The organism is Cellulosimicrobium sp. ES-005, from assembly GCF_040448685.1.
Taxonomy (GTDB): domain Bacteria; phylum Actinomycetota; class Actinomycetes; order Actinomycetales; family Cellulomonadaceae; genus Cellulosimicrobium; species Cellulosimicrobium cellulans_G.
This window is the reverse complement of sequence record NZ_CP159290.1, coordinates 3,926,988-3,940,446: the sequence shown is the minus strand read 5'-3', so window position 1 is coordinate 3,940,446 and position 13,459 is coordinate 3,926,988. Positions and strand designations below refer to the sequence as shown.

Annotated in this window: 10 protein-coding genes; 2 read left to right on the top strand and 8 right to left on the bottom strand. The window is 74.1% G+C overall.

Going from position 1 to position 13,459, the window contains the following annotated elements:
* The 7 genes from ABRQ22_RS17720 to ABRQ22_RS17690 all read right to left on the bottom strand — a co-directional run bounded on the left by ABRQ22_RS17720 (window position 1) and on the right by ABRQ22_RS17690 (window position 7,375).
* Complete coding sequence (locus tag ABRQ22_RS17720) at window positions 1-1,641, bottom strand: mannitol dehydrogenase family protein (RefSeq protein WP_353707688.1); 1,641 nt, start codon at window positions 1,639-1,641, stop codon at window positions 1-3.
* A 185-nt stretch (window positions 1,642-1,826) separates the two neighbouring features.
* Window positions 1,827-2,933, bottom strand: coding sequence for a Gfo/Idh/MocA family oxidoreductase (locus ABRQ22_RS17715; RefSeq protein WP_253054968.1), 1,107 nt, complete (start codon window positions 2,931-2,933; stop codon window positions 1,827-1,829).
* Window positions 2,930-3,745 (bottom strand): ABC transporter ATP-binding protein, encoded by an 816-nt coding sequence (locus ABRQ22_RS17710; RefSeq protein ID WP_253054967.1) that lies wholly within the window; start codon window positions 3,743-3,745, stop codon window positions 2,930-2,932. Before ABRQ22_RS17710 ends, ABRQ22_RS17715 begins: the two co-directional genes overlap by 4 nt.
* Window positions 3,742-4,764 carry an ABC transporter substrate-binding protein gene (locus ABRQ22_RS17705; protein ID WP_353707687.1) on the bottom strand — a complete coding sequence of 341 codons (1,023 nt, stop codon included), beginning with the start codon at window positions 4,762-4,764 and terminating at the stop codon, window positions 3,742-3,744. Before ABRQ22_RS17705 ends, ABRQ22_RS17710 begins: the two co-directional genes overlap by 4 nt.
* A 69-nt stretch (window positions 4,765-4,833) precedes the next feature.
* A complete protein-coding gene (locus tag ABRQ22_RS17700) occupies window positions 4,834-5,727 on the bottom strand; it encodes an ABC transporter permease (RefSeq protein WP_253054965.1) in 894 nt (297 codons plus the stop codon).
* Window positions 5,728-5,789: 62 nt separating this feature from the next.
* On the bottom strand, window positions 5,790-6,617 hold the full coding sequence (locus ABRQ22_RS17695) for a sugar phosphate isomerase/epimerase family protein (protein ID WP_353707686.1): 828 nt from the start codon (window positions 6,615-6,617) through the stop codon (window positions 5,790-5,792).
* A 470-nt stretch (window positions 6,618-7,087) separates the two neighbouring features.
* Window positions 7,088-7,375 carry a hypothetical protein gene (locus ABRQ22_RS17690; RefSeq protein WP_253054963.1) on the bottom strand — a complete coding sequence of 96 codons (288 nt, stop codon included), beginning with the start codon at window positions 7,373-7,375 and terminating at the stop codon, window positions 7,088-7,090.
* Window positions 7,376-7,686: 311 nt separating this feature from the next.
* Here ABRQ22_RS17690 and ABRQ22_RS17685 point away from each other — a divergent pair, with 311 nt between their 5' ends.
* Together ABRQ22_RS17685 and ABRQ22_RS17680 are read left to right on the top strand one after the other, a co-directional pair.
* Complete coding sequence (locus tag ABRQ22_RS17685; protein WP_253054962.1) at window positions 7,687-8,691, top strand: LacI family DNA-binding transcriptional regulator; 1,005 nt, start codon at window positions 7,687-7,689, stop codon at window positions 8,689-8,691.
* A 154-nt stretch (window positions 8,692-8,845) separates the two neighbouring features.
* Window positions 8,846-12,235, top strand: coding sequence for a family 16 glycoside hydrolase (locus ABRQ22_RS17680; protein WP_353707685.1), 3,390 nt, complete (start codon window positions 8,846-8,848; stop codon window positions 12,233-12,235).
* A 154-nt stretch (window positions 12,236-12,389) separates the two neighbouring features.
* Here the strand turns inward: ABRQ22_RS17680 and ABRQ22_RS17675 are convergent, their stop codons facing one another.
* Window positions 12,390-13,409, bottom strand: a complete 1,020-nt coding sequence (locus ABRQ22_RS17675; protein ID WP_353707684.1) for a LacI family DNA-binding transcriptional regulator — start codon at window positions 13,407-13,409, stop codon at window positions 12,390-12,392.
* Between the last annotated feature and the right edge of the window lie 50 nt (window positions 13,410-13,459).

Below are 13,459 nucleotides of genomic sequence, written 5' to 3'. Positions count from 1 at the left end.
TCACGGCGCAGCCTCCTCGTTCGTCGTGCCGGTCGTGCCGGTCGTGCTCGCGCCGACGGCCGCAGCGACGGCCCCGTCGGCGATCTCGTCCAGGCGCGCGTCCGGGACCCCGGGCAGCAGGCCGGGGAGGCGGACGAGCGCGCGGACGGCCGCCGCGGCGTCGGGCGCGCCCGCGACCACCGCGCCCAGCTCGTCGCCGCGCGGGTCGTCCACCGTGCGGCCCGCGCGCACCTCCGCGACGACGTACCCGGCCCACGCGGCGAGCGCCGCCACGACGCCCTGCGGCGCCGAGGCGTCCGGGCGCGCCGCGAGGAGGTCGGCGAGCGTCGCGCCCCAGCGGAACGGGATCTTCTGCGTGCCGTCCGCCGCGACCTGTCGCGTCGTGTGCCCCGTCGCGGGGTTGGCGAACCGGTCGAGCAGCGTCTGCGCGTACGCGGCGAGGTCGACGCCGTCCGGCGCGTCGAGCGTCGCGAGCGCGTCGGCCTGGAGCGCCCGGGCGCCCGCGGCGAGCGCCGGGTCGGCGACGGCCTCGGCGATCGTCGTGTGCCCGGCGAGCGAGCCCGCGTACGCGAGGTAGGAGTGCGCCCCGTTGAGCAGGCGCAGCTTCGCGCGCTCGTAGGGCGCGACGTCGCGCGTGAGCGTCGCCCCGCCTCGCTCCCAGGCGGGGCGCGGCCCGGCGAAGCGGTCCTCGATCACCCACTGGAGGAACGGCTCCGCCACGACCAGGCCCTCGTCGCGCGCGCCGAGCAGCGTCTCGACCTCGTCGCGCTGCGCGGGCGTCGTGGCCGGCACGATGCGGTCGACCATGCTGCACGGGAAGGTCACCGACGCGGCGAGCCAGGCGCGCAGCGCATCTCCCTCGGCGCCCGGGAGTGCGGCGTCGACCGCCTCGCCCACGAGCCGGGCGAGCACGTGCCCGTTGTCGGCGAGGTTGTCGCAGCTCAGCACGGTCAGGGGCGCGCCCTCGGCCCGACGCCGCGCCGCGAGCCCGCGCACGAGGAGCCCGACGGCGCTGGTCGCCGCGACGCCGTGGGCGTCCTCCTCCGCGGCGTCGCCCGGGACACCCACGCCCGGCGCGCCCCCGCCCGGAGAGCTCGTCGCCGCCTCCTCGCGGCGCAGCACCTCGAGGTCGCCCGCGACCGCGTCGACGTCGAGGTGACCGTCGGCCCGGCGCGCGTACCCCTTCTCGGTGACCGTGAGCGTCACGACGTGGGTCGTCGGTGCGGCGAGCGCTGCGAGGACGCGCGGCGTCTCCTCGGCCGGCCACGCGACGTCGGTCACCGACCCCACCACGCGCGGGGACGCGCCGTCGGGCCCGACGGTCAGCACGGTGTAGACCCCGTCCTGCGGTCGGAGCTGGTCGCGGACCGACGCGGAGCGCTGCGTCACGCCGAGGATGCCCCAGCAGGTCTCGCCCGTGGCGCGCGCGGCGTCCTCGGTGACGACCGCCTGGTGCGCGCGGTGGAAGGCGCCGATCCCGAGGTGGACGATCCCGACCTGCGTCGGGAGGACGGGCGCCGGCGGGAACGCGGGACGGGCGGCGCGGCGCAGACGCGGTCGCGCCGATCGCGCGGCGTCCGCCGGCGTCGCAGCGGACGACGTCGGGCCGGGTCGGCTCGGGACGTCGGTCGGGGCTGTCACGCGGCCTCCAGCGGGGTCTCGGGTCGGCGACGGTGTCACCGGGTGGTCGGACCGGGGACGAGCCCCGGGGAGCAGGGAATGCGAACGATTGTAGTCATGGCGGATCTGGGTACTGAGGTCTCCGTATGCAGAGGTTTGCAAACGTTCGCAGCGGGATTCGCAGGACGGCGCGCGTGCCGACGGCGTCACCGCACCGGCGTCGGCACTCTGGGCCCCGCGAGGTCGGCCGGGCGGACGACCCGCCCGGTCGCGGCAGCCTCGCGGATCGCGCACAGGAGCCGGACGGTCTCCACGGCGTCGGCGGCGTCGACCGGTGGCGGTGCCGTGCCGTCCAGGGCCGCGAGCACCCGCTCCCACTGCACGCGGTGGCCGGCGTGCCCGATCGCGAGCGGGTCGGCCGCGCCGCCCGCCGAGGATCCCGACGTGGGCGCCGGGACGCCCGGCACGTCCCATCGGAGGACCTCGTCCTGCGCGAGCTCCACCGAGCCGCGCGACCCGTGGAGAGCGAGGGTCGCGGGGAAGCCCGGGGGCGTGGCCGTCGTCGTCGTGACGACGCCGAGCGCGCCCGACGCGAGGCGCAGCGTCGCCACGGTCGTGTCCTCGGCGAGGTCCCCCGGGGCCTCGCCGAGCACTCCCCCGCGCGCGAGCGTCCCGGCCTGCGCGGTGACCGACTCGACCGGCCCGCACAGCCAGCGCAGGAGGTCGACGTTGTGCACGCCCTGGTTCATGAGCGACCCGCCGCCCTCCGCCGTGGACGACCGCCACCGCGCCGCGGCGTAGTAGTCGTCGTCGCGGTACCAGGGCACGTGCGTCGCGACGAGGCGCAGCTCCCCGAGGGCGCCGTCGTCGAGCGCGCGCCGGAGCGCCTGGTGCGGGGGCTCGAAGCGGCGCTGCGAGACCATCGAGACGACCAGGCCCCGCTCGCGCGCCTCCCGCTCGACGCGGAGGGCGTCCTCGACGGTCACCGCGAGCGGCTTCTCCACGACGACGTGCCTGCCTGCCGCGAGCGCCGCGAGCGCGAGGCGCGCGTGGCTCCCGCTCGGCGTGCAGATCGCCACGACGTCGACGCCCTCATGGCGGACCACCTCGTCCGGCGCCACGTGCGCCGCCGGTCCGGCCGGCGTCACGTCGTCGTCGAGCACCGCGCCGCCGGAGTACGCGACGAGCCGCGCACGCGGCGCCAGATCACGCAGCGCCCGCGCGTGCAGCACGCCGATGCTGCCCATCCCGACGATCCCGACGCCGACGACGGGTCCGGCGTCCTCCGGAGCCGACCGCACGGACGCGCTCACTCGGCGACGTGGCTGGCGCCGAGCAGGTCGCGCAGCCGCTCGGCGGCACCCGTGAACCGGGGGTCGACGAGCGTCGTGCCGTAGTCGCGCTCGTCGGGCAGCCCGGGCTCGAGGGTCTCGACGATCCGTCCGGGGCGCGGGCTCATGACGACGATCCGGCTCCCGAGGAACACCGCCTCGGGCACCGAGTGCGTGACGAGCACGATGGTCGTGCCGGTCTCGCGCCAGATGCGGTTCATCTCGATGTTCATCTGCTCGCGCGTGAGTGCGTCGAGCGCGCCGAACGGCTCGTCCATGAGCAGGACGCGCGGCTCGTGCAGCAGGGCCCGGCACAGCGCGACGCGCTGCTGCATGCCGCCGGACAGCTCGTGCGGCAGCGCCTTCTCGAAGCCCGTGAGCCCGGTCAGGGCGATGAGCGCGTCCGCACGCTCCTGCGCCCGGCGCTTGTCCATGCCCCGCATCTCCGCCTGGAGCAGGATGTTCTTGCGCACCCCGCGCCACTCGAGCAGCGCCGAGCGCTGGAACGCGAACCCGATCTCGCGCTGCGGGCGCGTGACGGGCTGCCCGTACAGGCGCACCTCGCCCTCGGTGTAGGCCGTGAGGCCCGCGACGATCTTCAGCAGCGTCGACTTGCCGCAGCCGGACGGCCCGACGATCGTGACGAACTCGCCCGGCTGGACGCTCAGGGAGACGTCGTCGAGCGCCACGGTCTCGGACCGCTTCGACGTGAAGCGCATCGTGAGGTCGCGGACCTCGATGATGGGGTCGGCGCCGACCGCGTCGACGGGGGCGGTGAGCTCGGTCGCGGTCACAGGTCCGCCCCGAACGCGCCGTCCCAGAAGTCGGTCGGGGTCGTGCCGCCGTCGAAGTCCGTGTTCTCGGACAGGAACGTCAGGGTGTCCGTCCACTGCTCCTCGGTGTTCACGCCGGGTGCGGGGGCGTCCTCGAGGTTCAGCAGGTCGATCGTCGCGGCGAGCTGGGCCGCCAGCACCGCCTCGTCGGGCGCCTGCTCGGCGCCCGCGGCCATGGCCGCGACCGCCGCGCCCGGGTCCTCGGACGCCCCGAGGAACGCCCGCGACGTCGCGCGCACCATCGCCTCGACGAGCTCCGGGTCGTCCGCGATGAGCTTCTCGTTGGCCACCAGGCCGGTACCGAGCAGGTTCATGCCGAAGTCCGCGAAGGGCAGCGCGTCGACCTCCTCGCCGGTCTGGTTCTCGATCGTCGGCGCCTGGTCGTGGTGGAACCCCTGGATCGCGTCAACCTTGCCCTCGATGAGCGCGGCGATCTTGCCCGCGGCGTCGACGTTGACCACGGTCACGTCGGCCGGGTCGACGCCGTTGAGCTCCAGCCAGGCCGGGAACGTCCCGTACATCGCGTCGCCCGGCGTGCCGCCGACCGTCTTGCCCACCAGGTCGGCGGGCTCGGTGATGCCCTGGTCGGCGAAGAACTCGACCGAGCTGGGCCCGGTCTGGAGGAACACGCCCACGCTGCGCACCGGCATGCCCGAGCTGATGGCGTTCGCGAGCGGTGGCGTGTCGGCCCAGCCGAAGTCGGTGTTGCGCTGCGCGACCTGCTGGACCGTGTTCCCCGACCCGTTGCCCGGCTGGATCGTGAGGTCGATGCCCTCCTCCTCGAAGATGCCCTGCTCGACGCCGTAGTAGAACGGCGCGTGCTCGCCGTAGGGCACCCAGTTGAGGGTGACGGTGACCTCGGTGAGGCCGCCCTCGCCCTCCGCGGGCCCGGACGGGTCGGCCGACTGCCCGCAGGCCGCCGTCCCCGCCACCACGACGCCGGCCGCGGCCAGCGAGACTGTCAGACGTGCACCACGCATGGGAAGACTCCTTCTGCTCGCGCCGCCTCGTCGTCGAGGCGGCGAACTCTGGGGTGGGTCAGGGGCGTGTCAGGAGGACGCGAGGACGAGGTTCCCGCGCCGCGACGCGTGCCACGGGATGAGGAGCCGCTCCAGCAGCTCGACGAGGAGGAACAGCACGACGCCGATGAGCGACATGAGGATGAGGTCGGCGAACAGGAGCGGCGCGTCGAGGTTGCCGCTCGCGAGGAGCAGCACGTACCCGAGGCCGCGGTCGGCGCCGACGAACTCGCCGACGACCGCCCCCACCACCGCGAGCGTGACGGCGACCTTGAGCCCGGACATGAGCTGGGGCAGCGACCCCGGGAAGCGGATCTTGCGGAAGGTCTTCCAGCGCGACGCGCCCATGGTCGCCGACATCTCCAGCAGCTCCGGGTCGATCGACCGCAGCCCGGCGACGGCCGAGACCACGACCGGGAAGAACGCGATGAGCACCGCGAGGATGATCTTGGGGGCGGCGCCGAACCCGAACCAGACCACGAGGATCGGAGCGATCGCGATCTTGGGGATCACCTGGGCGAAGAGGATGAGCGGGTACAGCGACTTCTCGGCCGTCGGCGAGTAGACGAGCAGGACCGCCGTCGCGACGCCGATCACGGAGGCGAGCACGAACCCGACGACCGTCTCCATCGTGGTCACCCAGGTGTGCTCGGCGAGCATGGCCCAGTCCTCGACCATCGTGTCCCAGACGGCTCCCGGCGACGGGACCAGGTACGCCGGCACGAGCTCGCGCCACGCGACGAACCACCACACGGCGAACAGCGCGAGCAGCACCAGCGCGGGACGCCAGGCCGCCGAGGCGACCGCCGCCACCCGGCTGCCGGCCGACGTCGTGCCGCGCGTGCGCGGGCCGGGGCGCCGGGCCGCCCCGACGGGCGGGCGCGCCTCCTGGCTGGCCGGTCGCACTTCCTGGGCAGTCGTCATCGTGCGGTCCTCCATGGTCGTGGTCCTGGTCGTGGGTGGGGTGCCCGGGCGGGGAGCGTCGGTCATCGGAAGGGCACCGCCTCGGCGTCGAGGATCGTGGTGAACGCCTCCCAGGCCTCGGTGAACAGCTCCGGCCCGGAGAACCCGCCGAGGCTGTGGGCGTCGCTCAGGTGCGGCTCGAGCGAGAAGAACCCGTCGAAGCCGTCGTCGCGCAGGGCCCGCACGGTCTCCGGGACCTCACCGTCACCGCGCCCGGCGGGCACGACGGCGCCCGTCGCCGCGAGCGCGTCCTTCACCTGGACGTACTCCAGGTACGGGCGCAGCAGCGCGTAGCCGTCGGTGAAGGGCCGCACGCCCACCTGGACGAAGTTCGCCGAGTCCCACGCGAGCGCCAGGTGCGGCGAGCCCACCGACTCCACGACGTCCAGGCAGCGCTCGGGCACGTCCCCGTAGATGTCCTTCTCGTTCTCGTGGACCAGCACGACGCCGGCCGCGCGCGCCACGTCGGCGAGCGCCGCCATCCGGCGCAGGACGACGTCGCGCCACGACGCCGGGTCGGTCCCGGGGCGGACGAAGAACGAGAACACGCGCACGTACGGGGCCTCGAGCTCCCGTGCGACGCGGGCGGCGTGCCGCATCCGGTCGAGGTGGGGCTCGAAGTCCTCGTCGACGAAGATCTTGCCGACGGGAGACCCGATGCTGGAGACGCGGAGGTCGTGCGCGCGCAGGAGGCTTGCGACGCGCTCCCGCTGGTCGTCGTCGAGGTCGAGCACGTTGGTCCCCCACGCGCTGCGGAGCTCGACGAACCCCAGCCCGAGCTCGGAGGCGACGACGCACTGCGTCTCGACGTCGGGCGATATCTCGTCGGCGAAGCCCGAGAGCGTCCACATCGTGCCGCCCTCCCTTCTGCTGGTGGCTCCCGGGCGACGACGCGGCCGGCACCGTGCGCCCACCGGGGCGCAGCCTCCGGCCCGGGGAGGGGCTCGTGCGGAGGGCGGCGCGGGGCCGGTGAGGCGAGGACGCGGGGTCGTACGGGACGGTGGTCGAGGTCCTGCGCACGGAGCTCGTTCTCCGTGCGCCTGGCATGGACAGTAGGTGCGGGCCATGGCACGGACAACGAGTTGCCATTTGTTGCACCTGACAGCGCTGGACGAGCGACCGCGGCACCAGGCGCACCGGACCGCGGGTGCCGGGTCGTGCGCGGGCACGAGGCGCGCGGGAGGGCGTGGTTGCCGTCGGTTGCCACCGGTCGGCGTCGCCGGGCGACGCCCGGCGACGGTTCCGTGACGGGGCCGTCGACGGCTGCCCGGCCCGCGTCGGCGGCGGTCCGGGCAGGGCGCGCGGAGGGCGCGCCGGCGCGTCAGGTGCCGGGGTCCGCCGGGGTGCCGAGGTCGAGCGCGACGAGCCGGAAGCCCGCCGACCGGACGGCCCGCAGGACCTCCCCGCGCAGGGGCTCGGCCGCCACGACCGGCAGCTCCGTGTGGGGAGCCTCGACCCGGGCGAGGTCGCCGTGGTGGTGGACCCGCAGGTCCTCCAGGCCGAGGCGGCGCAGCTCGCTCTCGGCCGCCTCGACCTGGACGGCGGCCTCGCCGTCACGGGCGCGGTCGACGGCGAGGTCGACCGACGGCGCCTGATCGGTGCGGCTCATCGACGCCGTCCGCCGGGCAGGACCGGGACGGCACCGGAGGGTCGAGGTCCAGGCCGCCGACGTGCCGTCGTCGGGCGCAGGGACGCGTTCGCACGCGAGATCACGGAGCCATTGGAGGATGCCGTTCGGGGCCCGTCAAGGAGTTGCCGTCGGTTGCCGTGGGTTGCCACGAGACCTGCGGTCGGGCGGCGCGAGGGGCGGGCACCGGGCGGCCGCGGCGTGCGTATCGGCTGGTCACGGGGCACGGCCGCGACACGAGGGTGACAACCGGTTGTTGTCCGGCGCTGTCACGCCCGTTACAGTCCGACCGCATGACCTCAGCCGGCAATGGTGCCAGCCCGACGATCTACGACGTCGCCCAGGCGGCCGGCGTCGCCCCCTCGACCGTGTCACGGACGTTCTCGCGTCCCGGCCGCGTCAACGCGCAGACCGCGGAGCGGATCCGCCAGGTCGCCAACGAGCTCGGGTACCGGACGAACCCGCTGGCCCGCGGCCTGCCGAGCGGCCGGACCTCGCTGCTCGCGATCGTCGTGGCCGACGTGACCAACCCCTTCTTCTTCGAGATCATCCGCGGCGCGGAGAAGACGGCCCGCGACGCCGGGTACACGCTGCTCATGGTCGACGCCCACGAGTCCGACGAGGCGGAGCGCCGCGCGCTCGACCGGACGCTGCCCCTCGTGGAAGGTCTGATCCTCGCGACCTCCCGGCTCTCGGACTCCTCGATCCGGGTCGCCGCGAAGCAGCGGCCCACCGTCGTCATGAACCGGCACATGACCGACGTCCCGAGCGTCCTGACGGACAACGCCCAGGGCATGCGCAGCGCCGTCGAGCACCTGGCCGGGCTCGGGCACACGAGCCTCGCCTACGTCGCGGGGCCCGAGGCGTCGTGGGCCGACGGGATGCGCTGGCGAGCGTTCCGCGAGGCGACACGCGAGACCGACGTGCAGGCGCGGCGGATCGGCCCGTTCGCGCCGACCCTCGCCGGCGGGCTCTCCGCGGCCAAGTCGCTCGTCAAGCACCCCGCCACGGCGGCCGTCGCGTACAACGACCTCATCGCGATCGGCGCGATGCGCGGCCTGCGCCGGCTCGGGGTCGAGGTGCCGCGCGACCTGAGCATCGTCGGGTTCGACAACATCTTCGGCTCGGACTTCTGCACCCCGCCGCTCACGACCGTCGCCGCACCGCTGCGCCACTTCGGGTCGTTCGCGGTCCAGCGGCTCCTGGCCCAGCTCCGCACGTCGCCCGCGCCGGCCGCCGGGCCGACGCTGCTCCCGGCGAAGCTCGTCGAGCGCGGCTCGACCGGCCGCCCGGCCTGACCGCACCCGCCCGCGGCGCGGTCGCCGCCGGGCCGGGCAACAAGTGGCAACTCGTTGCCCGGACGTCGTGCGCGCCCGGATAGTGACGGCACAGCGCACCGATGCGCGCCCTGTGCGCAGTCCGACGCACGGTCCTCGACGGAGAGGCAGGCTGATGGAACACCCCTCGACCGACGCACCACCCCCGCACGGCACGCCCCGGCCCCGCCGCAGAAGACGGCGTGCCCTCGTGGCCGCGCTCGCCGCCCTGGCCGTGCCGTCCGGCGTCCTCACGGCCCAGGCCGCGGTGCCGACCGCCGCACCCGCCGTGGCACCCGCCGCGACGCAGGCGGACATCCGCCCGCAGGAGCCCGGCGTGACCCTGCGCGTCTTCGACGTCCAGGTCATCCTCGACGACTACTGCACGCTCAAGCCCGGGCAGACGCCCAACGTCGACAAGATCATGCCGACCATCGACTGGACCACGGCGGCCGACTTCGGCCTCACGGACAAGTTCGTCACCGAGGTGACGGGGTACCTGAACGTCCCCGAAGCCGGCACGTACGACTTCCGGATCACGAACGACGACGGCGCGCGACTGCTGCTCGACGACGAGCTCGTCGTCGACCACCCGGGCCGTCACGGCGCGACGTCCAAGGAGGGGTCGATCCAGCTCGACGCGGGCTACCGCGCGCTGCGCATCGACCACTTCGACGGCGAGTTCGACCAGCGGCTCAAGCTCGAGTGGCGGCCGCCGGGCGCCTCGGGCTACGTGCTCGTCCCGAACTCCGTGCTGAGCACCGACGCCGACGTCACGCGCGTCACGTCGCCCGGCCGCAAGGAGTGCGAGGGCATCACCGAGGCACCGGGCGACGGCCTGCCGCTCACCGAGGTGCACCCCGACTACACGCTCACCGACCTGCGCCCCGAGGGCTTCCAGCCGCAGGTGACGGGCATGGACTGGCTGCCCGACGGCCGTCTGGCCATCTCCACGTGGGGCGGCGACCGGCTCACGCAGCGCGGCGAGGTCTACCTGATCGACCACGTCCAGGGCGACACCGGCGCGGACGACGTGACCTACACGAAGGTCGCCGAGGGCCTGACGGAGCCGATGGGCCTCAAGTACGTCGACGGCACGATCTACGTGTCCGAGAAGGACGGCCTCACGGCGCTCGTCGACACCGACGGCGACGAGGTCGCCGACGAGTACGACACGTTCGCGACCTGGCCGTTCGGCGGCAACTACCACGAGTTCGCGTTCGGTCTCCTCTACGAGGACGGCTACTTCTACGTCACCACCGGCATCGCCATGGTGCCGGGCGGCAACTCGCTCGACCCGCAGCTCGCGGAGAACCGCGGCTCGGTCATGAAGATCAGCAAGGAGACCGGCGAGGTCGAGTACGTCGCGGGCGGCCTGCGCACCCCGAACGGGCTGGGCTGGGGCACCGACGGCGCGATGTACGTCACCGACAACCAGGGCGTCCGCATCCCGACGTCCAAGCTGGTGCGCGTCGAGGAGGGCGCGTTCTACAACCACTTCACCAACCCCGACGGCCCCTACGACGACCAGCCCGTCACCGAGCCGGTCCTGTGGATGCCGCACAACGAGATCTCGAACTCGCCGAGCAACCCGGTCGTGCTCACCGAGGGCGTGTTCGCCGGGCAGCTCGCGATCGGCGACGTGACGTACGGCGGGCTCCAGCGCGCCTACCTCGAGGATGTCGCAGGCCAGGAGCAGGGCGCCGTCTTCCGCATGACGCAGGGCCTCGAGTCCGGCGTCAGCCGCACGAGCGTCGGCCCCGACGGCGCGATCTACGTCGGCGGCATCGGCTGGTCGGGCAACTGGGGCCAGGCGGGCAAGCTCTCGTACGGGCTGCAGAAGCTCACGTACGACGGCAACGACGCGTTCGACATGCTCGCGATGCGCGCCGTCGAGGGCGGGTTCGAGATCGAGTACACGCAGCCGCTCTCCGAGGAGACGGCGCAGGACCTCGCGTCGAAGTACACCGCCGCGCAGTGGCGCTACGTCGCGACCCCGCAGTACGGCGGCCCGAAGGTCGACGAGGAGGACCTCGACGTCGCCTCCGCGACCGTGTCGGAGGACCGGAAGACCGTCACGCTCCAGATCGACGGGCTGAAGCCCGGGCGGGTCGTGAACGTCCACTCCCCGCGCCCCTTCGCGTCCGAGACCGGCCAGGAGCTGTGGAGCACCGAGGCCTGGTACACCCTCACCCGCCTGCCCGACGGCTCCGTCGCCCCGCCGGTCTACGAGGCCGAGGCCGCGGACATCAGCGGCGGCGCCGGGTGGAACAGCAACCACGCCGGCTACTCGGGCTCCGGGTTCGTCGACCGCAACTGGGAGCCGGGCGCCCAGACGACGTTCGCCGTCCGCACCGAGGAGGCCGGCCTGCACGACCTCGCGATCCGCTACGCCAACGGCCAGAACAGCGACCCCGCGCCGCTGCCGAGGAACCTGAGCCTCTACGTCAACGGCGAGAAGCTCAAGCAGGTCTGGTTCGACAGCACCGTGGCGTGGTCCACCTGGGCCACCCAGGTCGAGACCGTGCCGCTGCGCGCGGGCGCCAACACCATCACGATCCGGCACGACGACGACGACATCGGGCACGTCAACCTCGACAGCCTCACCGTCACCCCGACCGAGCGCATCACGCTGTTCGACGGCGACGACCTCGACCAGTGGGCGGCCGTCAACGGCGGCGGTCCCGCGACGTGGCCGATCGCCGACGGCTCCGTCGAGTCGTTCGGCGGCGACATCCGCACCCAGGAGAAGTTCGACGACTTCCGGATGCACGTCGAGTGGTACCAGCCCGAGCACGCGCCCGACGTCACGGGCCAGGCGCGCGGCAACAGCGGCGTCTACATCCAGGAGCGGTACGAGGTGCAGGTGCTCGAGTCCTTCGGCATCGACCCGCCGCGGAACGACCACGCCGGGGCGATCTACCTCCAGAGGGCTCCCGACGTGAACGCGGCGACGCCGATGGGCACGTGGCAGACGTACGACATCACGTTCCGCGGAGCCCGCTTCGGCCCCGACGGCAAGAAGACCGAGGACGCGCGCCTCACGCTCGTGTGGAACGGGCAGGTCGTGCACGACGACGTCGCCGTCACCGGCAAGACCGGCAACGGCCGGGCGGAGGGACCGACGTCGGGGTACATCAAGCTCCAGGACCACGGCGACCCCGGCCTCAACCCCCGGTTCCGCAACATCTGGATCGAGCGCCTCTCCAGCGTCGAGGAGCCCGGCCAGGAGGAGGTCGCGATCACCGCGACCGCCGAGGTCCGGTGCCTCGCGGGCACGCCGTACGTCGCGGTCCGCGCGCTCAACGAGGACACCGTCCCGCTGGACGTCGTCCTCGACACGCCGTACGGGTCCAGGACGTTCACGGACGTCGCTCCTGGCAAGAACGCCTACCAGTCGTTCGCCGTCCGGGGCGTGGAGGACCCGACGGCCGGATCCGTGACCGTCACCGCCCGTCCGTCCGACACCTCCGACGAGCGGGAGACCGTCGCGACCCCGGAGCACGGCCAGCCGTCCTGCGGCTGACCGGCCCGCTCCGGTCCCGGGGCCGTCCCGCGCGCCACTCGGCGCGCGAGGCGGCCCCGTCTCGGTCGTGCGCCATGGAACCCAGGTGGCGCGCGAGATAGCGGCTCCCGTCGCGAGGTAGAGCCCGGCGAGCTCTACGCCGAGACCGGAGGCTCTATCTCGCGGGGGCGAGGGTCGTGGAGTCGCGCACCATGAGCTCGACGGGGAGGACGTCGTCGGGCGCCGTCGCGGGCTCCGGCGACCCGTCGGCGTCGGCGACGGCCCCGCGACGCGTGCCGAGCGCCGCGACCAGGCGGTCGACGGCGCGGGCACCGAGGCGCGCGAGGTCGGTGCGGACCGTGGTGAGCGGGGGCGACGCGAGGGTCGCGACGAACGTGTCGTCGAACCCGACGACGCTGAGGTCGCGCGGCACGTCGACGCCGCGCTCCCGGAGTCGCGCGACGAGGCCGAGGGCGACGAGGTCGTTGTAGGCGAGGACCGCCGTCGCCCCCGACGCGACGACGAGGTCGGCGGCCGCACGACCGCCCTCGACACGGGGGCGGAACGACCCCACGGTGACGGTCTCGACGTCGGGGTAGCGCTCGCGGACGACGTCGAGCCCGGCGCGGCGGCGCGCGTCGGACCACGACCGGTCGGGCCCGCCGACGTACGCGACGCGGCGGTGCCCGAGCGCCCGCAGGTGCTCGACGGCGAGGACGACGCCGTGCGCGTCGTCCGAGGAGACGGAGGGCACGCCGTCGTGCCGGAGGTTGACGAGGACGACGGGGGCGCCCCGCGCTGCGTCCAGGTCGGCCTCGGCGGCACGCGGAGAGCACAGCACGAGCCCGTCCGTCTGGGACCGCAGCCCGGTCACGAGCTCGGTCTCGAGCGCGGGGTCCTCCCCCGCGTCGACGACGAACACGGCGTGGCCCGTCTGGCGCGCCCGCGCCTGCACGCCCTTGGTCACGGACGCGAAGTACGGGTTCTCCAGGTCGGGCACGACGAGACCGAGGGCCCCGGTGCGACCGGCACGCAGCCCGCTCGCGGCGCGGTTGGGCCGGTACCCGAGGCGGTGGGCGACGGCGACGACGCGGTCGCGCGTCTCCGGGGCGACGCGCTCGGGCTCGGCGAGGGCGCGGGAGACCGTGGAGATCGACACCCCGCTCTCGCGGGCGACGTCACGGACGGTGACCACGGCTGCCTCCTCGGCGCTCGGGGCCCCGCAGGGAGACCCGGGGCTGCGAA